General features: G+C 69.4%; 19 protein-coding genes. 15 read left to right on the top strand and 4 right to left on the bottom strand.

Going from position 1 to position 23,659, the window contains the following annotated elements; genetic code table 11:
* Positions 1-2 precede the first annotated feature (2 nt).
* The 3 genes from nirD to nirB are packed head-to-tail and all read right to left on the bottom strand — an operon-like array spanning position 3 to position 3,668.
* A complete protein-coding gene (nirD, locus tag ACS5PM_RS08420; protein WP_439387148.1) occupies positions 3-386 on the bottom strand; it encodes a nitrite reductase small subunit NirD in 384 nt (127 codons plus the stop codon).
* Between the two features lie 38 nt (positions 387-424).
* On the bottom strand, positions 425-1,213 hold the full coding sequence (locus tag ACS5PM_RS08415) for a type IV pili methyl-accepting chemotaxis transducer N-terminal domain-containing protein (protein ID WP_439387147.1): 789 nt from the start codon (positions 1,211-1,213) through the stop codon (positions 425-427).
* Between the two features lie 28 nt (positions 1,214-1,241).
* Positions 1,242-3,668, bottom strand: a complete 2,427-nt coding sequence (gene nirB, locus ACS5PM_RS08410) for a nitrite reductase large subunit NirB (protein ID WP_439387146.1) — start codon at positions 3,666-3,668, stop codon at positions 1,242-1,244.
* Between the two features lie 98 nt (positions 3,669-3,766).
* Here nirB and ACS5PM_RS08405 point away from each other — a divergent pair, with 98 nt between their 5' ends.
* A complete protein-coding gene (locus ACS5PM_RS08405) occupies positions 3,767-5,479 on the top strand; it encodes a bifunctional protein-serine/threonine kinase/phosphatase (protein WP_439387145.1) in 1,713 nt (570 codons plus the stop codon).
* Between the two features lie 25 nt (positions 5,480-5,504).
* Here the strand turns inward: ACS5PM_RS08405 and ACS5PM_RS08400 are convergent, their stop codons facing one another.
* Entirely contained in the window at positions 5,505-6,773 is a 1,269-nt protein-coding gene (locus ACS5PM_RS08400; protein ID WP_439387144.1) for an MFS transporter, read from the bottom strand.
* A 417-nt stretch (positions 6,774-7,190) separates the two neighbouring features.
* Here ACS5PM_RS08400 and ACS5PM_RS08395 point away from each other — a divergent pair, with 417 nt between their 5' ends.
* The 14 genes from ACS5PM_RS08395 (at position 7,191) to ACS5PM_RS08330 (ending at position 23,627) form a co-directional block, all read left to right on the top strand.
* Positions 7,191-8,414, top strand: a complete 1,224-nt coding sequence (locus tag ACS5PM_RS08395) for an ANTAR domain-containing protein (protein WP_439387143.1) — start codon at positions 7,191-7,193, stop codon at positions 8,412-8,414.
* A 615-nt stretch (positions 8,415-9,029) separates the two neighbouring features.
* Positions 9,030-9,788, top strand: coding sequence for a septum site-determining protein MinC (minC, locus tag ACS5PM_RS08390; RefSeq protein WP_439387142.1), 759 nt, complete (start codon positions 9,030-9,032; stop codon positions 9,786-9,788).
* Between the two features lie 37 nt (positions 9,789-9,825).
* Positions 9,826-10,641 (top strand): septum site-determining protein MinD, encoded by an 816-nt coding sequence (gene minD / locus ACS5PM_RS08385; protein ID WP_439387141.1) that lies wholly within the window; start codon positions 9,826-9,828, stop codon positions 10,639-10,641.
* Between the two features lie 5 nt (positions 10,642-10,646).
* Entirely contained in the window at positions 10,647-10,907 is a 261-nt protein-coding gene (gene minE / locus ACS5PM_RS08380; protein ID WP_439387140.1) for a cell division topological specificity factor MinE, read from the top strand.
* 91 nt (positions 10,908-10,998) lie between these two features.
* A complete protein-coding gene (locus ACS5PM_RS08375) occupies positions 10,999-11,688 on the top strand; it encodes a hypothetical protein (RefSeq protein WP_439387139.1) in 690 nt (229 codons plus the stop codon).
* A gap of 181 nt (positions 11,689-11,869) precedes the next feature.
* Positions 11,870-15,223 (top strand): nSTAND1 domain-containing NTPase, encoded by a 3,354-nt coding sequence (locus tag ACS5PM_RS08370; RefSeq protein ID WP_439387138.1) that lies wholly within the window; start codon positions 11,870-11,872, stop codon positions 15,221-15,223.
* Entirely contained in the window at positions 15,220-15,684 is a 465-nt protein-coding gene (locus tag ACS5PM_RS08365; RefSeq protein WP_439387137.1) for a hypothetical protein, read from the top strand. The genes ACS5PM_RS08370 and ACS5PM_RS08365 overlap by 4 nt, the downstream gene beginning before the upstream one ends.
* Before the next feature lie 76 nt (positions 15,685-15,760).
* A complete protein-coding gene (locus tag ACS5PM_RS08360) occupies positions 15,761-16,177 on the top strand; it encodes a hypothetical protein (protein WP_439387136.1) in 417 nt (138 codons plus the stop codon).
* Between the two features lie 168 nt (positions 16,178-16,345).
* Complete coding sequence (locus ACS5PM_RS08355) at positions 16,346-17,938, top strand: hypothetical protein (RefSeq protein WP_439387135.1); 1,593 nt, start codon at positions 16,346-16,348, stop codon at positions 17,936-17,938.
* Between the two features lie 37 nt (positions 17,939-17,975).
* Entirely contained in the window at positions 17,976-18,902 is a 927-nt protein-coding gene (locus ACS5PM_RS08350; protein WP_439387134.1) for a helix-turn-helix transcriptional regulator, read from the top strand.
* A 31-nt stretch (positions 18,903-18,933) separates the two neighbouring features.
* On the top strand, positions 18,934-19,854 hold the full coding sequence (locus tag ACS5PM_RS08345) for an SDR family NAD(P)-dependent oxidoreductase (protein ID WP_439387133.1): 921 nt from the start codon (positions 18,934-18,936) through the stop codon (positions 19,852-19,854).
* 204 nt (positions 19,855-20,058) lie between these two features.
* A complete protein-coding gene (locus ACS5PM_RS08340; RefSeq protein WP_439387132.1) occupies positions 20,059-20,244 on the top strand; it encodes a hypothetical protein in 186 nt (61 codons plus the stop codon).
* Between the two features lie 81 nt (positions 20,245-20,325).
* Positions 20,326-21,435 carry an ATP-grasp domain-containing protein gene (locus ACS5PM_RS08335; RefSeq protein WP_439387131.1) on the top strand — a complete coding sequence of 370 codons (1,110 nt, stop codon included), beginning with the start codon at positions 20,326-20,328 and terminating at the stop codon, positions 21,433-21,435.
* 2 nt (positions 21,436-21,437) lie between these two features.
* Entirely contained in the window at positions 21,438-23,627 is a 2,190-nt protein-coding gene (locus tag ACS5PM_RS08330; RefSeq protein WP_439387130.1) for a peptidase domain-containing ABC transporter, read from the top strand.
* The last annotated feature ends 32 nt before the right edge of the window (positions 23,628-23,659 follow it).

Raw genomic sequence — 23,659 nt, 5'->3', positions numbered from 1 at the left:
GCTCAGGCCGCGATCTTGCGCGTCTGCGGCCCGGCCATAGGCACGGGCAGGTCGGTGCCCAGCGTGGCCAGCTCGGCGGCATTGAGGTGCACCACGCCGTCGACGATCTGCACGCTGAACTTCGGCGTGCAGCCTTCGTCGGGCGCGGCGGCCACGCCGTCGCACAGGCCGATGCTCCAGTTGTGCAGCGGGCAGGCGACGCTCTCGCCGAAGACGATGCCCTGGCTCAGCGGGCCGCCCTTGTGCGGGCAGCGGTCCAGCAGGGCGAACACGCGGTCGGTGGCACTGCGGAACACGGCGACGGCGGCGCCGCGTTCACGCGCGACGCGGCGCGAGCCCAGCGGCGGGATGTCCTCTATGCGGCAGATGGCGGTCCAGTCGGACATGGCGGCTTTCCTTCGGCAATTCAGAAATCAGGGTGGCCCTAGCTCGCGGCCCGGGCATACAGGCCGGTGATGTGGTCCATCACCTGCAGGATGTTTTCGCTGGCGACGAACACGTTCCTCGCGTTGCGTGCGTCGGGGGCCTGTCCGCGGCCGAGCGCCGCGTCGTAGAAGACCCACTGCTGGCGTGCCATGACGATCTGCTCCTGGATGGCCGCGGTCGTCTCGGGCGCGGCGGCCAGCTTGTCGAGCGCGGCCACGAACTCGGCCCGCGCGGTCTCGATCTGCTGGGCCGCGTCGGCCACCGGCACCTTCCAGGCCATGGCCAGCTGGAACTTGGCCATGCGCTGGCTCAGCATGCGCTGGCGGCCGGCCAGGTTGACGAGGTGGCCGACCGGCTTGCCCGCGTGCTGCTCGAGTTGCTGGGTGCCCAGGTGCGCCAGCGCGAGGACCTTGCTGTCCAGGGCCAGCAGGCCGGGCGCCGTCGCCAGCGAGGGCTGGGCGCCGACCAGTGCGCTCTTCAGGCCGCCCCACGCCGCGTCGAGCTGGTCATAGGTGTTGCGGATGCCGTCGGTCGGCGCAAAGGCGCGCAGCTCGGCCAGCTGGCGTTCGAACAGGGCCATCGAATCGCCCAGGACGCGATCGGCCCGGATGTCCTCCAGCTTCTGGCCCAGCGCCAGCCAGCCCTTGACCATGCGCTGCGAAAGCATTCGCTGGCGGCCTGCCTTGTTGATGGCGTCATTGAGATCGCGCACTTGCGCCATCGCGGCGGCCATGGCCGCGCTGCCCAGCGCCATCAGGGCGACACGGCGGGAAACGGAAAACTGCAAGGGGCTCATCCGGAAAAAGTGGAGGGAATCAGACCGGCTGGAACTGACGCAGGTCGACCTTGGCCTTGTCGAACTCGAACCACGGGTCGGGCTCGCCATCCAGCGCGAACTGCAGCTCTGCCCACAGCGCCTTGCGGCCCTCGGCGTCGTCGAGGATCTTCTTCTTGACGTAGTCGAGGCCGACGCGCGAGACGTAGTGGACGGTGCGCTCCAGGTACCAGCCTTCCTTGCGGTACAGCTGCATGAAGGCGCCGGTGTACTCGAGCACCTCCTCGGCCGTCTTGAGCTTGCAGAAGAAGTGCGCGACCTCGGTCTTGATGCCGCCGTTGCCGGCGATGTACATCTCCCAGCCCGAGTCCACGCCGATGATGCCGACGTCCTTGATGCCGGCCTCGGCGCAGTTGCGCGGGCAGCCCGAGACGGCGAACTTGACCTTGTGCGGCGCGTACATGCGCCACATCGCGCGCTCCAGGTCCTTGCCCATCTGGGTCGAGTCCTGCGTGCCCATGCGGCACCACTCGCTGCCGACGCAGGTCTTCACCGTGCGCAGCGCCTTGGCGTAGGCATGGCCCGAGGGCATGCCGATGTCCTTCCAGACGTTGACCAGGTCTTCCTTCTTCACGCCCAGCAGGTCGATCCGCTGGCCGCCGGTGACCTTGACGGTCGGGATCTTGTACTTGTCGACCGCGTCGGCGATGCGGCGCAGCTCGTCGGCCGTGGTCTCGCCGCCCCACATGCGCGGTATCACGCTGTAGGTGCCGTCCTTCTGGATGTTGGCGTGCGAGCGCTCGTTGATGAAGCGGCTCTGCGGGTCGTCCTGCGCCTCCTTGGGCCAGGAGGAGATGAGGTAGTAGTTCAGCGCCGGGCGGCAGCTGGAGCAGCCGTTGGGCGTCTTCCAGCCGAGGAACTCCTGGGTCTGCGGGATGCTGGTCAGGTGCTCCTTGAAGATGGCGTCGCGCACGTCCTGGTGCGAGAGATCGGTGCAGCCGCACATCGCCTTCTTCTTCGGCGTGGCGGAGTAGTCGCCGCCGGCCGTGAACATGATCAGCTGCTCGACGAGACCCGTGCAGGAGCCGCAGCTCGCGCTCGCCTTGGTGTGCTTGCGCACCTCCTCCAGCGTGAACAGGCCCTTGTCCTTGATGGCCTTGCAGATGGTGCCCTTGTTGACGCCGTTGCAGCCGCAGACCTCGTCGGAGTCGGCCATCGCGGCGGCCTTGCTGTGGCCCTCGTGGCCGGTGTCGCCGATGTTCGATTCGCCGAACATCAGGCGATCGCGGATGTCGCCGATGGCGCGGCCTTCGCGCAGCAGCTTGAAGTACCAGCTGCCGTCGACGGTGTCGCCGTAGAGGCACGCGCCCACCAGCTTGTCGCCCTTGAGCACCAGCTTCTTGTAGACGCCGCCCATGGGGTCGGACAGAACGATCTCTTCGGTGCCTTCGCCGCCCATGAAGTCGCCGGCGGAGAACAGGTCGATGCCGGTCACCTTCAGCTTGGTGCTGGTCTGCGAGCCGGTGTAGCGGCCGATGCCGAACTCGGCCAGGTGCGTCGCGCACACCTTGCCCTGCTCGAACAGCGGCGCGACGAGGCCGTAGGCGATGCCGCGGTGCGCAGCGCATTCGCCCACCGCGTAGATGCGCGGATCGGTCACCGTCTGCATGGTGTCGCTCACCACGATGCCGCGATTGCAGTGCAGGCCGCTGGCCTCGGCCAGCGTGGTGTTGGGGCGGATGCCCGCGGCCATCACGACCAGGTCGGCCGGCAGCTCGCGGCCGTCCTTGAACTTCACCGCCCGGACGCGGCCGCTTTCATTGCCCAGCAGCGAGTCGGTCTGCGCGCCGATCTCGAACTTCAGGCCGCGGTCTTCCAGCGACTTCTGCAGCAGCTTGCCCGCCACGTCGTCGAGCTGGCGCTCCATCAGCCACGGCATGATGTGCACGACGCTGACCTGCATGCCGCGCAGCATCAGGCCGTTGGCGGCTTCGAGGCCCAGCAGGCCGCCGCCGATGACCACCGCATGCTGGTGCGTCTTGGCGGTCTCGATCATCGTGTTGGTGTCGGCGATGTCGCGGTAGGCGATCACGCCTTCGAGATCCTTGCCCGGCACCGGCAGCACGAAGGGGTTGGAGCCGGTGGCGATCAGCAGCCGGTCGTAGGGGGCGGTGGTGCCGTCCTCGGCGATGACCAGCCGCTTCACGCGATCGATCTTCGCGACCTTCTTGCCCAGGTGCAGCGTGATGCCGTTCTCTTCGTACCAGGAGACGGGGTTGAGGATGATCTCGTCGATCGTCTGCTCGCCGGCCAGCACCGGCGACAGCAGGATGCGGTTGTAGTTCGGGTGCGGCTCGGCGCCGAAGACGGTGATGTCATAGAGATCGGGCGCAATCTTCAGCAGCTCCTCGAGCGTGCGCACGCCAGCCATGCCGTTGCCGACCATCACGAGCTTCATCTTCTTCATGGTGGGTCGTCCTTTCGTCGTCTTCAGTTCAAAAAAAGCAAGTCGGGTGCCATGACAATGGCGCGCGCGGCGAGGTGGCCGCTGCCCGGATCCCTGTCATGAGCTTCGAGGTCGATGTCGGCTACGCCAGCCTGCGCGGTGCACGCGAGGCCAACGAGGATTTCGCCGGTGCGGTGCATGCGGCGCCGCACGAGAAAAGAGGTGGCCTGATCGGCGCGGTGGCCGACGGCGTGTCCGAAGGCGGCCGCGGCCTGGAGGCGGCGCAGACCACGGTGATGGGCCTGCTCAACGACTTCTTCAGCGCCCCGGCCGCCTGGGAGACCACGGTCGCGCTGGATCGCCTGATAGGCGCGCAGAACGCCTGGCTCGCTTCGCAGAACCACCGCCGTCCGGGCGAGGCACCGGCCCTGACCACGCTGACCGCGCTCGCCCTGCAGGGCCAGACCTGGACGCTCGCCCACATCGGCGACACCCGCGCCTGGCTGCTGCGCGAAGGCGAGCTGGCCCTGCTCAGCCAGGACCACGCCTTCGAGCATCCTGACCAGCGCAGCCGCCTGACCCGCGCGGTGGGCCTGGACGACGCGCTGCGCATCGACTTCGCCCAGGGCGATGCCCGAATCGGCGATGTCTTCGTGCTGACCAGCGACGGCGTGCATGGGGCGTTGAAGACCTCGCGCCTGTCCGAGCTGGTGGCGGCGCAGGCGGCGGAGCATGGCGCGCAAGCCGCGGCCGATGCCCTGGCCCATGCTGCGATCAACGCCGGCAGCCGCGACAACGCGACCGCGCTGGTGTTGCGCGTCACCGGCCTGGATGCGCGCCAGCTCGACGACGAGCAGGCCGACAGCCGGCGCCTGGCCGTGCCGCCGCTGCTGAAGGTGGGCGACATGCTGGACGGCCTGCACATCACCGCGCTGGTGGCCGACACCGGCGTGAACCGCCTCTACCAGGCACGGCTGCCCGAGGGTGCGCTGGTGGCCGTGAAGACGCTGCATCCGACGCGGGCCAACGACCCGGAGGAACGCACCATGCTCGCCCACGAAGCCTGGCTGGGCCAGCGCGTGGCGGGCGACGGCCGCACCGGCTTCGTGCGGGTGCACGAGCGCCGGCGCGAGGCCAGCGCCTTCTACCTCGTGTTCGACTGGCATGCCGGCCGCACCATGGAGCAACGCATGGCCGGCGGCGAACGCGCGCCGGTGGCCGAACTGGTGCAGGCCGCGATCGCCTGCACCCATGCGCTGGCGCGGCTGCACCGGCACGGTGTCGTCCATCGCGACATCAAGCCGGCCAACCTGCACCTCGGCGACGACGGCGTGTGGCGCATCCTCGATCTGGGCGTGGCCCTGAGCGGCCGCGAAAGCGCGGCGCAGCGCGAGCTGCATGCCGGCACGCCGAGCTACATGAACCCCGAGCAATGGGACGGCCAGCCGCCCGACGCCGGCAGCGACCTTTTCGCCCTCGGCGTCACGCTCTACCAGTGGCTCACCGGTCGCCTGCCCTATGGCGAGATCGAGCCCTACCAGCGCGGGCGCTACCGGCAGGACCCTCAGGCTCCCTCGCGCATTCGACCCGACGTGCCCATCTGGCTCGACCATGTGCTGCAGAAGGCCGTGGCGCGCGATGCGGCCCAGCGATTCGAGACCGCCGAAGAGCTGCTGCTCGCCCTGGAGCGCGGCGCCTCGCGCCCCCTGCGCGCGCCCGGACACACGCCGCTGCTCAAGCGCGACCCGGCGGCCGTGTGGAAGCTGGGCTTCGGGCTTTCGGCGTTGCTGAACGCGCTGCTCGTCGCCTGGCTTCTCTTCCTGCCCCGTTGAACTCATCGCGGATGTCCGAGCCTGCTCAGCCGCGCGCCACGCGCTTGACGTTGGGCGATGCCGGCGAAGCAGCCGCCGGGGTTGCGACACGCGCCCGGCCCCCTCGCTCGGCCCAGGTCCGCGTCCAGCGGATCTGCATCACCCGCATCACGCCCAGCATCACCACCGCCAGCACGGCGAAGAGCACGAAGCCCCAGGTGTAGGCGCCCAGGTACTGCTTGGACAGGCCCATGGCGTTGGGCACCAGGCCGCCGCCCAGGGCACCGATCTCGCCGATCATCGAGCCCGCGACCGCGGTCGTGGTGGGCCAACGCAGCGGCACGAGTTGAAAGAGCGCCCCGTTGCCGGCCCCGAGGGCGCCGAAGCAGACGATCAGCAGCAGCGTGGTCAGCACCAGCGAGCCGCCCGAGAAGCCCACCAGCGTCAGGGCGACCGCGACGACCACCAGCACCAGCGTCAGCGTGTTCACGCCGCCCCAGCGGTCGGAGATCCAGCCGCCGAACACGCGCACCGCGGCGCCCATGAAGGCTGCCAGCATGGTGAGCTGGCCGGCTTGCACCTTGCTCACGCCGAACTGGTCGTAGTAGTAGGTCGGCAGGAAGGTCGTCAGGCCGATGAAGCCGCCGAAGGTCACGCCGTAGATCAGGCTGAAGACCCAGCCGTCCTTCTCGAACAGGCAGGCGATGTGGCCGCGCAGGCTCGCGTGGCTGTCGACGTCGGGCGGCTCCTTGGCGAAGATCACCATCACCGCCATCGGCAGCAGGATGGCCACCGCGGCCACCGCGTAGACCGCCTGCCATCCCAGCCATTGGGCCAGCGGCGGCGCCACCAGCACCGACACCGCGGTGCCCACGTTGCCCGCGCCCACCAGGCCCATGGCCAGGCCCTTGTGCTGCGGCGGGAACCAGCCCGAGCCCAGGCTCAGCGCGACGCCGAAACTGGCGCCGGCGATGCCCAGCAGCACGCCCATCTTCAGCAGGTCGGAGAAGCTCTCGACCGCGATCCAGCCGTAGAGCATGGCCACCGCGATGAGGCCCATCTCCACCAGCGTGGCGCTCTTGCGGCCGATGTACTGCGACAGCACGCCGAGGGGGAAGCGCATCAGCGCGCCCGCGATGATGGGCACCGACAGCATCAGGCCCTTCTGCGCGGGCGTGAGCCCGTAGGCCTCGCTGATGAAGGGAGCCATCGCGCCGTTGAGCACCCAGATGCAGCACGAGAACGCGAAGTACAGGAACGCCGCGAACAGCGTCGGGGCGTGGCCTGCGCGGAGGAACGTCGAGAACTGGGCCATGGCGTGTCGGCTTCGGCTGAAGTGGGATGAACGGACCGCCGCCACACAGCCCGGACAGACCGTGGAGCGGAGGAGGAATGCGGCAAGGAGAGCCCGTCGCGAACGCGGCGGGGCGTGATTGGAAGGTGGGGTGCGGTTCGAGCCGGCATGCGAGGCGAGGCCTTGGCACGCGTTGGGTCGTCACCCTGTCGATCCGGGCAGGGCCCGGCGTCACCAGCGCGGTGCGTCGTTACACCGCGCTCCGGTTAACGCAAGTCGCGTGCCCGTTTGCCTCCACCGGGGAACGGGGCCGGAACGTGAGGCCTTCACGCCCATCCGCGGTGCGGCGTGCACCGGCGGTGATCGTGAACGGTGCGATGACGGTGCCGCCGCCGGCTTGCCCTATGCTCCCGGCCTGCGATGCAAGGCGACTCGACGATGACCTGGACCTGGCCTGCCGACCCCGATGCGGGCCGTCTGGCCGAAGCGCTGGCCCAGGCGGGCCTGGGCGTGCCGGCCGCTGCAGGGGCCGAAGCGACGCACCTGGCGATCGGCGCCGGCCTCGCGGCCTGGCAGGCGGCCGGGGGCGATCTCACCGCGCGTCCGGTGAGCCTGTTCGGCCCGCCGCCGCCTGATCTCGTGATGCTCGTCACGGCCGGCCTGGCCGGCTGGTGGCCTGCGGCCGTGCTCGACGATCCCGAAGCGCTGCGGGCGGCGCTGGCGGCTGATCAGGCGCGCTGGCGGCAGGCCAGCGAGCTGCGCGCCGAGCTCGCCCGGGCACGCGGCCAGCTGGACGAGCGCAAGTGGGTCGATCGTGCCAAGGGTGTGCTGATGAGCGCGCGCGGCATCGGCGAAGACGAAGCCTTCCGCCTGCTGCGCGGCGCGGCGATGCATGCCAACCTGCGCGTCGGCGAGGTCTCGCGCTCGGTGATCGAGGCCAGCCAATGGGCCGAAGCCATCAATCGCGCCGGCCAGCTGCGCATGCTCTCGCAGCGGCTGGTCAAGCTGGCGGCGCAGCGGCTCGCGGGCATAGACCCGCGGCGGTCCCGCACGTTGCAGGACGAAGCTGCGCAGAGGGTGCAGGACAACCTGGATCACCTCTGCCAGAACAGCCTGTCGAGCTCCGCGCCGCAGCCCGTGGCCGACGCGCTCGTCGCGGCGAGCGCCGCCTGGGGCGAGCTGCAGCGGGCGCTGGCGCTGCGCCAGTCGGCCCCGGCCCTGGCCGAGAGCGATCGATGTGCCATGACGCTGCTCGCCGCCGCCGAGAACCTCACCGACGCCCTGGAGCAAGGCGGCGCCCGCCGCGCCCTGCGCCTGGTGAACCTTTGCGGCCGCCAGCGCATGCGGGTGCAGCGGGTGGCCAAGGATGCGTTGCTTGCGGCCCTTCTGGGCGAGCCCGCCCGCCGCGAAGCCCTGGCGCCCTTGCTGGACGAATTCGGCGCCGCGCTGCAGGAACTCGAGCGCGCGCCGCTCACCAGCGCCGAAACGCGCGAGGCTCTGGACAACGCCCGCGACGAGTGGCTGCGCCTGCTGCGCGGCGCCGATGCCGCCGACCGCGCCGAAGGCCGCGCGCTCCTCGCCGCCTCCAGCGATGCGCTGCTCGACGCCTTCGACCGCCTCACCGCCAGCTACGAGCGCAGCCTCCAGGTCATCATGTCCTGACAGGGCCCTTCGACAGGCTCAGGGTGAACGGAAAGGTGGGTGGCCTGATCCCCGTTCATGCTGCCACCACCGCTCGGGCTGACCTCGTCGACGCCGCGCGCGCTGGGGCCCTTCGACAGGCTCAGGGCGAACGGAAAGGCGCATGGCCTGATCCCCGTTCACGCCACCACCACCGCTCGGGCTGAGCTTGCCGAAGCCTCGTGTGTCATGGCCCTTCGACAAGCTCAGGGTGAACGGAAAGGTGTGTGGCCTGATCCCCGGTCATGCCGCCACCACCGCTCGGGCCGAGCTTGTCGAAGGCTCGCGTGTCAGGGCCGTTCGACTAGCTCAGGGTGAACGGAAAAGGGGGCGGACCGGCTCCCACCTCGTTCGGGCTGAGCCTGTCGAAGCCGCGCGACCTGGGGCCCTTCGACAAGCTCAGGGTGAACGGAGAAGTGCGCGGACCGGTCTCCCGATCCGTTCGGGCTGAGCCTGTCGAAGCCCTGATGCCGCTCCGGCCGCCCGACAAGCGGGGTGCCCGGATACCCCCACCCGTTCGGGCCGAGCCTGTCGAAGCCCAGGGGCGTGGCACCTCCCGCCCGGTAAACTCGCTCCTTTCAGCGTTGCCTCTTCCCCATGGCCGGTCCTGTTGCCGCGGCGGGTGTCCCGTCCGCCGTCTTCGATCTCAAGAACACGACCCTGCCGCTGCTGCAGCTCCAGCTGAAGAGCCACGACCTCGCGGCGCTCGCGGCCGAGCTCGAGGCCCGGCGCAGCGAGACGCCCGAGCTCTTCCTGCATGACCCGCTCGTGCTCGACCTCGCCGCGCTGAGAGAAGTGGAAGAAGCGGCGCTCGACTTCCCCGCGCTCGTCGCCTTGCTTCGCGAGCACCGCCTGCAGCCGGTCGCCGTGGCCGGCGGCAGCGCCGCGCAACTCGAAGCCGCACTGGCCGCGGGCCTGCCCGAGGCGCCCGAGCCGCCGGCACCCAAGCCGCGGCCCGTGCGCGAGGTCGAGGTGGTCAGGGAGGTCATCAAGGAAGTGGTTCGCGAGGTGCCCGTCGCCGCCGGCACCCTGGTGATCGACAAACCTCTTCGTTCCGGCCAGCAGGTCTACGCCCGCGGCGGCGACCTGGTGGTGCTCGCGGCGGTCAATTTCGGCGCCGAGGTCATCGCCGACGGCCATGTCCATGTTTACGCCCCGTTGCGCGGCAAGGCCATCGCCGGCCACCGCGGCAATACGGACGCCCGTATCTTCAGCACCTGCCTGCAACCCGAGCTGATCGCCATCGCCGGCGTCTACCGCACCACCGAGACGGCGCTGCCCGACAACGTGCAGGGCAAGGCCGCGCAGGTGCGCTTGATCGACGGCAAGCTCGTGATGGAACCGCTTTCCATCTGAGCCTCCATTCATCTCGAACTTCAAGGACTCGTTACCGATGGCAAGAATCGTCGTCACCACATCCGGCAAGGGCGGGGTCGGCAAGACCACCACCAGCGCCAGCTTCTCGTCCGGCCTCGCGCTGCGCGGCTACAAGACCGCGGTGATCGACTTCGACGTCGGCCTGCGCAACCTCGACCTCATCATGGGCTGCGAGCGCCGCGTGGTCTATGACCTGATCAACGTCATCAACGGCGAGGCCAACCTCAACCAGGCGCTGATCAAGGACAAGCAGGTCGACACGCTGTTCGTGCTGCCCGCCTCGCAGACGCGCGACAAGGATGCACTGACCAAGGAAGGCGTCGAGCGCGTGCTCAACGATCTCGCCGCAATGGGCTTCGACTACATCGTCTGCGATTCGCCGGCGGGCATAGAGACCGGGGCACTGCTGGCCATGCACTTCGCGGACGAGGCGCTGGTCGTCACCAACCCCGAGGTCTCTTCGGTGCGCGACTCGGACCGCATCCTCGGCATGCTCGCCAGCAAGACCCGGCGCGCGATCGAGGGCCAGGAGGGCGTGAAGGAGCACCTGCTCATCACTCGATACAACCCCAGCCGGGTGCAGGAAGGGCACATGCTTTCGCTGGAGGACATCCAGGAGATCCTGCGCATCCCGCTGCTGGGCGTGGTGCCCGAGTCCGAGACGGTGCTGCAGGCCTCGAACCAGGGCCTGCCCGCCATCCACCTGAAGGACAGCGACGTCGCCGGCGCCTACCAGGACCTGGTGGCGCGCTTCCTGGGCGAGGAGCGGCCCATGCGCTTCATCGAGGCGGCGAAGCCGGGTCTGTTCAAGCGCCTGTTCGGTGGGAGGTAAGGTCGATGTCGTTTCTCTCCTTCCTGATCGGCGAGAAGAAGAAGACCGCCAGCGTCGCCAAGGAGCGGCTGCAGATCATCCTGGCGCATGAGCGCGCCGGCCGCACGGGTGCCGACTACCTGCCCGCGTTGCAGCGCGAGCTGGTGGCGGTGATCTCGAAGTACGTCTCCATCAACCCGCAGGACATCAAGGTCCAGCTCGAGCGTCAGGACAACCTGGAAGTGCTGGAGGTCAAGATCGAGTTGCCGGAGGCTTCGAGATACTGAGGACCGGCCCGGCACCCGGAACATCGCGTTTCAACTTGTCTCGCCCCTGGCCCTAGGCTCCCGCGTACCCTGAAACGATCCTTGCTTCTCGATGTTCGGCCGAAACAAGCCTGTCATTTTCGATCCCTACGGCCGCAGTCGCCGGCGCAGCGGGCTGCCCAGCTGGTTCTGGCTCCTGCTGGTCGGTGCCGTCGCCGGTGCCGGCGGCGTGGTCTACCTGCAGGAGCGCGTGCTGCCGCCGCGCCTGTCCCCCACTGAATCCTCCCAATTGCGGCAGGCCTATGGCGAGGCCGATGAGGAGCGCCAGCGCCTGCGGGCCGAGATGGCCACCGCCAAGCAGCAACTCGAGGCGGCGCTCGCCGAGAAGACCAAGCTCAGCGCCGACCTCACGTCCAGCCGCGGCGCCACCGAGGATCTCAAGGCCGATATCGCCTCGCTGGTCGCCGCGCTGCCGCCCGACCCGCGAGACAACGGCGTCGAGGTGCGCGCCGGCCGCTTCAGCGCCAACGGCCGCACGCTCGACTACGACGTCGTGCTGACCCGCGAGCGGTCGGGCACCAAGCCCTTCAACGCCGTGCTGCAGATGGTGGTCTCGGGCGAGGGCGCGAAGGGCGCCAGCACCGTGAACGCCAAGCCGGTGCCGGTCTCCATCCGGGGGCACGAGATCGTGCGCGGCCGCATCGACCTGCCCGAGGGCTTCAAGCCCCAGCAGACGACGGTGCAGGTGCTGGAGCGCGAGGCGGGCAAGTCGCTGGGCATGAGGGTGTTGCTGGTCAAGTAGGAAGTTAGATGGGGCACTCGTATACTGCCCCGCCTACTTTCAACACGATCAAGCGAGGGTCTCCACTCGCAAGCAAGCGCACGGCATTGGACGGGGTCGTGACGGTATTCCAGGGAAGACCGTGCCTGATTCCGACGAACGTCCGGGCCTTGCCCCGTCCGGGCGGCCAGCGGCTGCCGATTTGCCGTCCGGCAGCGCTGATGCTGACGCAGCCGCCGACCACCCCCGCTCCGCCAGCCGCTTCGTCATCGGCGAATGGCTGGTCGACGTGGCTTCGCGGCGCCTGCACCGCGGCGAAGAAGCCCTCGCCCTCGAGCCCCTGCACATGGCCGTGCTGGCGATGCTGTGCCGCCATGCCGGATCCGTGCTGCGGACCGAGGACCTCCTCGATGCCTGCTGGGCCGGTGTCGCCGTGGGCGACAACCCGGTGCACAAGACCATCGCCCTGCTGCGTCGCGCGCTGGGTGACAGCGCCGCCCAGCCGCGATACATCGAGACCATCCGAAAGCAGGGCTATCGCCTGATCGCGCCGACGCGCGTGCTGTTCGACGAAGGGGCGCGTGGGCACCGCGGCAGCTGGCGCGGCCGCTCGCCGTTTTGCGGCCTGGAGCCCTTCGGCGCTGGCCATGCCTCGGTCTTCTTCGGCCGTGACGCGGAGATTGCCGAGCTTCGCGACCGGCTCGGCCACCAATGGCGAAGCGCTCATCCCTTGGTATTGCTGCTCGGCCCGAGCGGCTCCGGCAAGACATCGCTGGTGCAGGCCGGGCTGCTGCCCGCGCTGCTCGATTCGAGGCCCGTGCCTGGCGAAGACGATGAGCCCGCGCTTCGGGCCTGCGCGGCGGCTTGCCTCGACGTGGCCGCGCTGGCGGGGCAATCGCCCGAGCAGGCCCTGGCCGGCGCCATGCTCGACTGGGAGGTGCAGGGCATCCCGCTGCTGTCCGGCCACAGTGTCGATTCGCTTGCCGAACTGATGCGTAGCGGCCCCGACCAGTTGCTCACGCAACTGCGCGCGGGCCTCGACGCCACCGTGTCCGACCGGCAACGCGATCGGCCTGCCTTGCTCGTGCTGGACCGCCTGGAGGCGCTGTTCCAACCCCAGCACGCCACGGCCGCGCAGCCCCTCCTCGCCCTGCTGGAGCGCCTGATGGGCGGTGGGCTGTTCATGACGCTGGCGGTGTGCCGAAACGACTTCTACCCCAGCGTCGCCAAGCAGCCCCTGCTCATGAGGGGAAAGGAGCACGGCGCCCACATGGACCTCGCGCCGCCGGGCGCGGAATCGATCGCCCAGATCATCCGCCTGCCGGCCAGCGCCGCGGGCCTCAGCTATGGCTCGGACACCAGCGGCCTGTGGCGCCTGGACGACCGCCTCTGCGCCGATGCGATGCGGGCCAGCGACGCGCTGCCGCTGCTGCAGTACACCCTGCAGGCGCTCTACGCCGAGCGCGAGCCGGGGGACGTGCTCACCTGGGAGGCCTACGACGCCCTGGGCGGGCTGGACGGCGCCGTCGGCCGCCGCGCCGAGACGGTGCTGAGTTCGCGCCCTGCCGCGGAGCAGGAGGCGCTGGGTCCGCTGCTGGCCCGCTTGATCGTGCTGGGTTCCGAAGAGGCCGGCCCCACGGGCCGATGGGTGGATGCCGCGGACCTGGAGACCGCTGCCGAGCGCGAGCTGGTCCAGGCGCTGGTCGATGCGCGCCTGCTCGTGGCGGATCAGTCGGGCGGACGAGGCGGCATCCGCGTGGCCCACGAAGCGCTGTTGCGCCGCTGGCCGCGCGTCACCGCCTGGGTCGCGCGCCATCGCGAGGTGCTGGCCGTGCGCGAAGAGCTGCTGCCCTGGGAGCGGCGCTGGCGCGAGGGCGACCAGGCCAAGGCGCTGCTGCTGCCGCGCGGCACGGAGATGTGGAGAGCCCGTGCGGCGCTGGCCGCCGAGCCCGCGCTCTTCGACGACTCGACTGGCCAGTTCGTGCGTGCTTCGCTGGCGCGGCTGCGCCGGCAGCGGCAATGGCGAGTGGCGGCCGGCTTCGGCGTGGGCGCGCTGGCACTGGTGGCCGGCGCGGCGGCCCTGCGCAACGGCCAACTGGCCGCCATCGCCAAGGCCCGGGAGGAGCAGAGCCTGCAACTCGTCTCCTTCCTGGTCGGCGACCTGGCGGATCAGCTGAGGCCGCTCGGCAAGCTCGACCTGCTCGGCCGCGTGGGCGAGCAGGGGCTCGAAGTTCTCAGCCATCCGACGGCAACCGACACCACCCCCCGGGACATCCTGCAGCGCGCCAAGGCCCTGGTGGTCATCGGCGAGGTCAACAGCACGCGGGGCAAGGGCCGGGTGGAGACGGCCACCGCCGCCTTGCGCCAGGCCTGGCAACTGCTGGAGCCGCTGGAGCGCGACGCCAGCCTGCCTCGGGCCGACTACTACCGAACCTTGGGCGCCAGCGCCTTCTGGCTGGGGCAGATGGCCTTCGATGCGGGGGATTGGGAGCGGGCGCAGACGGAGATGCAGCGCTATCGGGCGGCGAGTGAGCGGTGGCGGGCGGCGATGCCGGACGATGCCCAGGCTGGTCGGGAGCTGGGCTATGCCGTTGGCGCTCTCGGCTCGATTGCGCTGAAGCGTGGTGTGTGGGCCGAGGCTGAACGCTGGTTCCGGGAGTCCCTGGAGCTCAGTCGCGAGGCGCTTGCTCGTGTGCCGAATGATCCGGAAGCCATCGACGGCATCGTGTCGGCGCAGACTTGGCTGGGCCAGCTCGCGACGATGCAGGGGCGGCCGACGGAAGGCTTGGTGATGCTCGACGGGGCTGTTGAAGCAGTGACCCGGTTGCTTGAGGAGCATCCTGAACAAGCCCTGCGGCTCCGCGATCTAGGAACACTGCACCTGCGCCGTGCGGATGCGCTTCAAGCCCTGGGCCAGGGGCGCGCGGCTGTCTTGGCCTTGGAGGCGGGGCTGAGTCGTTTCGACGAAGCCAGCCGACGCGATGTCGGCAATCAACGCTGGCACGAAGAGGCTTTGAATGCTCGCGCCGTTCATCTCTTCATGCTTGCGACGCAGGGCGTCTCCGTTGGCCGTCGGCTGCAGGCGATGCGGTCTTCGTTTGGCGCCGATCTGGCGGGCACGACGATCCTGGCGCGCAAGTCGGCCCTGAGAGTGGAGGCGGCCGAGTCGGAAATGGCTGCAACGGCTGCCGACTGGCCCCTCGTGCTATCGCTTGCGGAACGCACGGGCCGGTCGCTGCAAGAGTTTCTTGCTCGGCAACCCTACAGCTGGCATGAGCGGCGGCTGCAAGCTGCGATGTTCCTGCTGGAACTGCGGGCTCGGACGGCGCTGAAGATTGAGGATCGCGACCGGTGCTCGCACGCAGCCGCGGTCTTGCAGCCCGCCGTTCAATCCGGTCTCGGCGACCTTGTCCTCGAAGCCTGGCTGCACCTGCGCCAGTGCGCTGGACAGGGCGCGATCGATGCTGCTGCATGGCAGCGCCTCACGGTGGGCGGCTACCAGCCCCTGGTACCGCCCACCTTTTCCACTCCCACAACCTCAAGGAGCGATAGATGAACGAACAGGGCATTCCCGCCAGCGTGATGACGACCTACTACGTCATACCCCTGAAGGGCGACACGGATGCACCGCCCCCCGTGAATTACTACACCGCCGACTGGGTCCGCGTGGACGATGGCGTGCTGGACAGCAGTCCGAACAAGAACAGGACCGATTTCGTCCGCCTCGTCCAGCCGACCTTCGACCAGATGCAGGATCACAAGATCGACTTGGACACGGTCGACGCGGGCCTCACGCTCTTCTCTGGCGTCGCCAAGACGCTCAACGGTAGCCTCGGCGTGCCCAACCTCTTCGAGATGAGCGATGGGGCACTCGTTGTCCCGGTGGCCAGAAGTTCCTCGCGCGGGCTGATCCTGATCTTCGCCCGGCAAAACGATGGCGTGACGGTGGACCTGGTTGCCACCGGCGATCCGATACTCAGGAACGGTCCCGACGGCCTTCCTGGAGACTTGCGGTGACCGGCTCAGCAAGCCAGCGATCCGTCCCAGCGCCTTCGCCGCGCCATCAACTCAAAAAATCGCAGGAGAGCTTTCAATGAACCCATTCCAAACCCTTCGCCGCCCACTGGCCGCCCTGTTCACGGCCAGCGCGCTCATCTCCGCCATCCCCACCGCCCACGCCGCCCCAGTCGTCTACGTCGACGTGCGCGTCGGCGCCGATGAGCAGGTGAGCTTCTCGCCCGATCCGGTGGCCGTGAAGAAGCCGCACACCCTGATCGTCTTCCGCCTCAAGACCGCCGGCTGGGCCTTTGCCGACGAAGGCGCGATCGAGGTGTCCGAGCCGGGCACCCAGTTCCCCGCCGCGTCCTGGACCGAGCAGGCCGACCGCGCCAGCCTGCTCGACCTGATGAGCGAATCCGGCCAGTTCAAGTATTCGGTCACCCTGGTCCACAAGAAGACCGGTAGGCGCCTGGTCATCGACCCCGTGATCAAGAACGGCGCCGACGACTGACCTTCCGGCAACCTTCCGGAGCCCCACGACGCCCGGAAGACGGCCGGAAGGCCGCCCAAGCCACCGACTCCTACCTTGCGAACCCGGCAGCCGCTCACACACCAACGCGGCAGCCGGCCCCGGCCGGATTCCCCGGCCGGGTCAACACGAAATCGCAAGGAGATCGACATGGCTACCTATCGCGTTTACCTCGCCCTGCCCCGCACCCCCAAAGGCAAGTGGGACTCGCAGCAGACCATCGTTGCCGACGACGAGCGCAGCGCCGTCGCCCAGGCCTATGCCAACTGGGCGACGAGCCGGGCGCCCCTGCTGACCCCGCCGCTGAAGCGGTGCCGGAGCGAAGTCTGGAAGGTCCGCCAATCGACGCTGCTGGCCTCCGCCGGCGCGGCCGAATCCGGCAAGCAGGCCTTCATCGACGAGATCCAGCGCCAGACCGCCCAGTTGCTGGCCACCAAGCTGGACGGCGAGTTCAGCGTCGTCAGCTACCCCGCCGGCTTCAACTACGGCATCACCTACGGCCCCAATGCCTACTGGAACGGCGCCACGATGAACGACATCGACACGCTGCTGGGCGTCTCCAGCAGCGGCCAGCTCGAGCTCACCGGTGGCGGCTTCTCCGACCTGTACGCCCAGCTCCTGCAGGGCGTGACCTTCTCCTTCTCGCAGGCCGACGAGCAGTACATGCAGGCGCAGGACAACGCCGCCAGCGCCCAGATCGCCTCCATCCTGCGCGAGTTCGAGAACGCCGGTGGCGTCTACAACGACCCGCCGCCCTTCGGCGGCAAGCTGCAGGACGTGTTCGACCAGCTCACGGCGCTCTACGGCTCGCTGGACAAGCTGCCGAAGTCGCTGAACGCGCTGCGCAACGCCATCGCGGCCTACCAGAGCAAGGCGGGCGACAGCTACGCGCTGCACAACCGCTACTACGCCGCAACGGCGAGGATCGCGGCGGCGCTGGACGCCGCCACCAACCCGACCAAGCAGAACGCAGGCCAGCAGATCAGCGCCCAGAGCTGGGTCGTCGGCTACACGCCGGACAAGCTGCCCACCGCCAACCAGCTCATCGGCAGCCTGAACACCGTCGGCAACGCGCTGAAGGTCGTGATCAACCTGAACGACTTCAGCGAGGAAAGCGTGCAGATGAGCCTGTCGGGCGGCTTCGAGTTCCCGATCCCCATCGGCGAATTCTTCGACATCTCCATCGGCGCCTCCGCCTCGTACGACATGTCGCGCTACGCCTCGTCGTCCACCAGCGTGACGATGGACATGACCTACCCCGGCGTGACCATGGTGGCGGCCACGCCGTCGCGCCTGTCGGCCGACAACAAGACGGGCTGGTACGCCAACGACATCCTGGAGGAGGTCGCCACCAAGACCGGCCAGGACGCCACGGGCTACAAGCTGCAGGGCACCGAGTACGACGTCGGCGAGCTCTTCGGTCCGGGCATGGCCTTCTCGCGCCTGAAGACCTTCGTGATCAGCCAGCAGCCGACCATCGCGATGACCTTCAGCGGCACCGAGATCAGCCGGATCACGAGCGACTTCAAGGTCGGCGCGTCGATCAAGCTCAAGTTGTTCGGCCTGTTCACGCTGGGCGAGGCCGAGGGTTCGTACTCCGTGCACAACGTCCAGTCGGACAGCAAGACCGGCACGGTCACGGTGACCTTCGGCCCGCCGCAGGTCAGCGGCACGACCCCGCTGGAGAAGCAGGTCGCCTACGTGCTGGGCGGCGTGGCCTCCTACCCGCCTGACAACATCTGATCGGAGAAGAGCGGCCAGGCCCGGCAAGTCCCTCGCCATGAGGGTCTTGCTGGCCGAGGCAGGCGAGGCGGGCGATGATCGGCCCATGGCCGAGCGCCTGTTCCTCCGCCTGCCCGGCGACCCGCTCCACGCGCCCGAGACCGGCGTGCCCCGCGGCACGCTGCGCGACATTGCGGTGGCTCCCGGGCTGCATCCCTGGCTCGCCCACATCACGGTCTACCGCGAGATGCTGGGCCCGGGCCAGGAGGTCGTCGAGCGTGTGCTGCCAGACGGCGCGGCGCACTTGATCGTCCATCTCGCCGGCGTGCCGGCCGCGCCGGACCGGCGGCGCCCTCTCATCGGCATCGCAGGCGCCACTGCCTTGCCTGCCTTGCTGCGCTTGAAGGGCGAGCAGGCGGGGCTGTCGGTGCGCTTGCAACCCGGGGCGGCGTCCGCCTTGTTCGGCGTACCCGCGGGCGAGCTGACCGACCGGATGCTGCCCCTGGACGCCCTGTGGGGCGCGGGTGAGACCGAAACCCTGGTCGAGGGCCTGGGCGAGGGCCGCAGCGATGCGCAGCGCGTGGCGTGCCTGCAGCGTGCGCTCCTGCGCCGGCTGCGTGGGCACCGCCCGCCCGGTCAGGCTGCGCAGGCCGTGCGCTTGATCGCCGAATCGGACGGTCGACGCAGTGTGCGCAGCGTCGCCGATGCGGTTGGCGTGGGTGAGCGCCGGCTGCAGCAGCTCTTTCATGCCGAGGTCGGCCTTTCGCCGCGCGGCTGGAGTCGCATCGCTCGCCTGCACGCCTGCCTGCGCGCCTTGCGCACGACCGCCACACCGCGTTGGGCCGAACTGGCGCTGGACAGCGGCTACTGCGACCAGTCGCACCTGGCCAACGAGTTCCGCGCGCTGTGCGGCCTGTCGCCCAGCCTTTTCCTGCGGCGTTCGATTTCGGGTTCTTCCAAGACGAGGGACGGCGACGCGGCCTAAGGTGCGAACCACCGACGCCAAGGAGAGCCCGATGACCGCCGAATCTTCATCTCCCGGGGCCAGACCGCTGAAGGACCGCGTCGCCATCGTCACCGGCGCGAGCCGCGGGGCCGGGCGTGGCATCGCCATCGAACTGGGCGCGGCCGGTGCCACCGTCTACGTCACCGGCCGCAGCACGCGCGCCGAGCCGGCCAACGCGGCCTACCGCCAGCTGCTCGAGCTTTCGCACCTGCCTTCGCTGCCCGGCGACATCGACACCACCGCCGAGGAGGTGACGGCCGCCGGCGGCCAGGGCATCCCCGTTCGCTGCGACCACACGCGAGAGGACGACGTCGCGCTTCTTTTCGAGCGCGTGGACCGCGAGCAGCAAGGCCGGCTCGACCTGCTCGTCAACAACGCCTGGGGCGGCCACGAGACCTTCGACGGCGTGTTCGACGCGCCCTTCTGGCAGCACCCGATGTCGCATTGGGATTCGATGTTCGACCGCGGTGTGCGCAACCACGTCCTGGCCAGCCGGCATGCGGCGCCGCGGATGGTGGAACGCCGGCGCGGCCTCATCGTCACCACCACCTTCTGGGACCGCGGCCGCTACATGCGCGGCAACTTCTTCTACGACCTGGCCAAGTCGGCGATGGTGCGCCTGGCCTTCGACATGGCGCAGGAGTTGCAGCCCCACGGCGTCGCCTCGCTGGCGGTGTCGCCGGGCTGGATGCGCACCGAGTTCGTCCTGGCCGGCCACCAGACCGACGAGGCGCACTGGCACGAGCGGCCTGCTCTGGTGCGCACTGAATCTCCGCGTTATGTGGGCCGTGCCATCGCCGCACTGGCCGCGGATGAAAACGTGCTGGCCAAGAGCGGCGGCGTTCATCGAGTGGGCGACCTGGCCGCCGAGTACGGCTTCACCGACATCGACGGCCGGCGCGTGCCGCCCTTCGAGCTGGACGCTGCATAGAGTCATTCGCAAAGCGGGCCTGGAACCGGACATCACCGGTAGGGAGAGCGGCCCCCTGCCCCTCGGGATGCCCCATCGCGGCCGCGGCGCCTATCGTTCATCCCGTCGGCTGCCACACGGCCGATGCCAAGCCAACGGTGGCTGAAGTCACGGCCACCCTCATCCCAACCGTTCATTCACTCATGTCTCAAGGAGGACATTCCCATGAACACGCCCATGCAACAGCAGACCCCCGCTTCCGAACTGGCCGCTCCGCGCCTTCTCGCCCGCCAGCTGGCACGCGAGCTGAGCAAGGAAGAGGTCGAGGCCATCTCCGGCGGCCGCTCGAAGGACCAGGACCACGGCGGCACCGGCTCCGGCCTGTGGGGCAACCTGGACGACGGCGAATAAGCCATTCGAGCCTGCATGCTCGCCGGCCCGTGCCCTGTGCCGGGCCGGCTTTCTCGACCCACCCGACGAAGCTCGCGACCCATGGCCAACATCCTCATCCCCACCATCGCCCGTGATGTGCATGCGGCCGCCGTGGCGATTGCGCTCGAACAGCAGGGCCATCGCGCCATCCGCTGGTTCTGCGCCGACTTTCCCGAACAGTGCAGCATCTCGATGTCGCCCGATGGCGATGCGCCGACGCAGCTCGCGGTGTGCGACGCGCAGGGCGCGCTCTTCGACACGCTGCCCGACATCTACTGGAACCGCCGCCTCTCGCCGCCCGTGGTGCACGCCGCGCTGCCGGAGGGCGACCGCCAGTTCGCGCTGCGCGAAGCGCAGGTGCTGCTCAGCGGCGCCCTGGGTCTGGCCTCGCAGCATGCCTTCGCGGTCAATGACGTGCACTGCGCCTCGCGCGCCGAGAACAAGGTGCTGCAGCTCGCCGCCGCGCGCGAGCTCGGCTTCACGCTGCCCGACACGCTGATCTCCAACGATCCGCAGCGCATCCGCGCGTTCCTGCGCCGGCACGAGCAGGGCGGCGCCATCTTCAAGTCCTTCCGCCCCGTCACCTGGGAGTCCGAGGATCGCCTCGCGATGCTGTTCACCGCCCGCGTCACCGAAGCGATGCTGCCGGACGACGCGCTGCTGCGGCTGGCCCCTGGCATCTTCCAGGCCTGCGTGCCGAAGGCCTGCGAGCTGCGCATCACCTGCATGGGCGACGAGCTGATCGCCGCGCGGCTGGATTCGCAATCGACTCACCACGGCAAGACGGACTGGCGCGTGGCGCAATTGAGCGATCTCGCGATCACGCCCGTCGAGCTGCCGATGGAGCTGCAGCAGCGCTGTCGCGCCTTGCTGCGCCGCATGGGCCTGGTCTTCGGTTGCATCGACGTGATCGTCACGCCCGAGGGCGAGCATGTCTTTCTCGAGATCAACCAGATGGGCCAGTTCCTCTGGGTCGAGGAGATGTGCCCCGAAGTGCCGATGCTGCAGACCTTCTGCGAGTTCCTGCTCAGCCGCGATGCGGGCTTCCGCCGCGGCCGCGCCCAAGGGCCGGCCTATGCCGAAGTGAAGCGCGCCGCGCTCGACTTGCTCGACGCGGAGCAGGGTGTGCATCGCCAGCCCCGCCACGACAGCCACGTGGTGCACGAGTGACGATGCCGCTGTTCCGCGAGCAGGCGCTGCAGGCCCGGCGGCTGCGCCAGTACGGAGAGCCGCTGCAACTCGGCGTGCCGTGGGCGCGCGTGGTGGCCTGGTTCGGATCCGTGCTGCGCCGGGTCCTCACGCGGACTTCGACGCCCCTCGTGCTGCAGAACGAGGCCGCCGAGTGTGGCCTCGCCTGCCTGGCGATGGTTGCCGGGCACCATGGCCACCACGTCGACCTGGCCACGCTGCGCGCGCGCCATCCTCAGTCCTCGCGCGGCGCGACGCTGGCCGATCTCATGCAGCTCGCAGCGCGCCTGCACCTCGGGGCGCGGCCCTTGCGCGTGGAGCCCGATCACCTGCACGAGTTGGCGTTGCCGTGCGTGCTGCACTGGAGCTTCAACCATTTCGTGGTCCTGGTGGCGCACCGCCGCGGCCGAGTCGTGGTGCACGACCCCGCCAGCGGCTTGCGCGAGATGACGGCGCGCGAACTCGGCGAGCAGTTCACCGGCATCGCGCTGGAGCTCACGCCGGCGCCCGGTTTCCAGCCCCGCCGCGATCGGCAGCGGCTGACCGTCGCGGCGCTGGTGGGCCGCGTCCAGGGCCTGGCCTGGCGGGCTGCCCAGGCCCTGCTGCTGACGCTGTTGCTGCAGGGCTTGCTGCTGCTGTCGCCGATGTACCTGCAAGCGGTGGTGGACCGGGCCCTCGCCACGTCCGACCGCCCCCTCGTGGCCACGCTCGGTGTTGCGTTCCTGCTGCTCGGCGTGCTGCAGGCGGTGCTGATGGCGCTGCGCGGCTGGCTGCTCGCGGTGCTTGGAGCCTGCCTCAACCTGCAGCTGCAGCGAAGGCTGCTGCACCACTTGCTGCGCCTGCCGATGGACTGGTTCCAGCGCCGGCAGACGGCCGACGTGCTTTCCCGGTTCGACTCCCTGCAGGCGATGCAGCGCACGCTGAGCACGGGATTGCTGGAGGCGCTGGTCGATGGCGCGATGGCGTTGCTCACGCTGGTCATGATGTTCTCGTACAGCGCGAGGCTGGCCCTCGTGGGCGTGGCCACCGCCCTGGTCTACGGTGCGATGCGACTGGGGCTGTACAGCACCATGCGCCACGCCGCGCGGGAGCAGATGACGCGCACCGCCTCGCAGCACGGCCACCTGCTCGAGAGCCTGCGCGGCATGCAGACCATCAAGCTCATGGCCCATGAGCCGCAGCGCTTCGCGCGGTGGAACAACCTCGCGGTCGACCAGAGCAATGCCGCCCTGCACGTGGAGCGCCTGGGCGTGCTCGCGCAGTCGCTCAACAGCGGCCTGTTCGCGATCGAGAACGTCGTGACCATCTGGCTCGGCGCCCTGCTGGTGCTGGATGGGCAGGGCCTGAGCATCGGCATGCTCGTTGCCTTCCTGGCCTACAAGACCCAGTTCGCCCAGCGCGCGGCCGCCCTGGTCGACAAGGGCCTGGAGCTGCGCATGCTGGGCCTGCACGCCGAGCGCGTGAGCGACATCGCTCTGGCCCCGCCGGAAGACCTCGGAGACAAGGCCGCGACGGCGATCGAGGTCGGTGCGAGCCTGGAGCTCATCGGCGTGAGCTTCGGCCACGAAGGCGAAGCGCCGTTGTTCGAAGGGCTGGACCTGCGCATCGAGGCCGGCGAATCGGTGGCCATTGTGGGCCCTTCCGGCTGCGGCAAGACGACGCTGGTCAAGCTCATGCTCGGCCTGCTGCAGCCCACGGCCGGCCGCATCGAAGTGGGCGGCGTGTCGCTGGCCGACATCGGCCTTCCTCGCTACCGCGCTGCCGTGGCCGGTGTGCTCCAGGACGACGCGTTGTTCACGGGCTCCATCGCCGACAACATCTGCTTCTTCGATACCGAGCCCGACCGGGACCTCATCGAGGCCTGCGCCCGCCAGGCGGCGATCCACGACGACATCGCGGCGATGCCGATGCGCTACGAGACGCCGGTCGGCGACATGGGCACCACGCTGTCCGGCGGCCAGAAGCAGCGCCTGCTGCTGGCTCGCGCGCTTTACCGGCAGCCTCGCATCCTCTTCCTCGACGAGGCGACCAGCCATCTCGACGTGGCCAGGGAGCACAGCGTGAACGAGGCGGTGAGGGCGCTGAAGCTGACCCGCATCATCGTGGCGCACAGGCCCGAGACGATCGCGAGCGCGGACCGGGTGATCGACCTCGCGGCGATGGCGATGAAGTGAGGCGGCCCGGCCAGGCGTTCGGCCCTTGACGC

The sequence above is a fragment of the Ideonella flava genome, from assembly GCF_051857595.1.
Taxonomy (GTDB): Bacteria; Pseudomonadota; Gammaproteobacteria; order Burkholderiales; family Burkholderiaceae_C; genus Ideonella.
Note: the sequence above shows the minus strand (reverse complement) of the source record. Positions and strands in the feature narration are given on the sequence as shown.

Bases quoted from the DNA above. Each gene is read 5' to 3' on its own strand.
- nirD (WP_439387148.1), bottom strand. From the start codon at position 386: ATGTCCGACTGGACCGCCATCTGCCGCATAGAGGACATCCCGCCGCTG.
- nirB (WP_439387146.1), bottom strand. From the start codon at position 3,668: ATGAAGAAGATGAAGCTCGTGATGGTCGGCAACGGCATGGCTGGCGTG.
- ACS5PM_RS08405 (WP_439387145.1), top strand. From the start codon at position 3,767: ATGAGCTTCGAGGTCGATGTCGGCTACGCCAGCCTGCGCGGTGCACGC.
- ACS5PM_RS08400 (WP_439387144.1), bottom strand. From the start codon at position 6,773: ATGGCCCAGTTCTCGACGTTCCTCCGCGCAGGCCACGCCCCGACGCTG.
- ACS5PM_RS08395 (WP_439387143.1), top strand. From the start codon at position 7,191: ATGACCTGGACCTGGCCTGCCGACCCCGATGCGGGCCGTCTGGCCGAA.
- minC (WP_439387142.1), top strand. From the start codon at position 9,030: ATGGCCGGTCCTGTTGCCGCGGCGGGTGTCCCGTCCGCCGTCTTCGAT.
- minD (WP_439387141.1), top strand. From the start codon at position 9,826: ATGGCAAGAATCGTCGTCACCACATCCGGCAAGGGCGGGGTCGGCAAG.
- minE (WP_439387140.1), top strand. From the start codon at position 10,647: ATGTCGTTTCTCTCCTTCCTGATCGGCGAGAAGAAGAAGACCGCCAGC.
- ACS5PM_RS08375 (WP_439387139.1), top strand. From the start codon at position 10,999: ATGTTCGGCCGAAACAAGCCTGTCATTTTCGATCCCTACGGCCGCAGT.
- ACS5PM_RS08365 (WP_439387137.1), top strand. From the start codon at position 15,220: ATGAACGAACAGGGCATTCCCGCCAGCGTGATGACGACCTACTACGTC.
- ACS5PM_RS08360 (WP_439387136.1), top strand. From the start codon at position 15,761: ATGAACCCATTCCAAACCCTTCGCCGCCCACTGGCCGCCCTGTTCACG.
- ACS5PM_RS08355 (WP_439387135.1), top strand. From the start codon at position 16,346: ATGGCTACCTATCGCGTTTACCTCGCCCTGCCCCGCACCCCCAAAGGC.
- ACS5PM_RS08350 (WP_439387134.1), top strand. From the start codon at position 17,976: ATGAGGGTCTTGCTGGCCGAGGCAGGCGAGGCGGGCGATGATCGGCCC.
- ACS5PM_RS08345 (WP_439387133.1), top strand. From the start codon at position 18,934: ATGACCGCCGAATCTTCATCTCCCGGGGCCAGACCGCTGAAGGACCGC.
- ACS5PM_RS08340 (WP_439387132.1), top strand. From the start codon at position 20,059: ATGAACACGCCCATGCAACAGCAGACCCCCGCTTCCGAACTGGCCGCT.
- ACS5PM_RS08335 (WP_439387131.1), top strand. From the start codon at position 20,326: ATGGCCAACATCCTCATCCCCACCATCGCCCGTGATGTGCATGCGGCC.
- ACS5PM_RS08330 (WP_439387130.1), top strand. From the start codon at position 21,438: ATGCCGCTGTTCCGCGAGCAGGCGCTGCAGGCCCGGCGGCTGCGCCAG.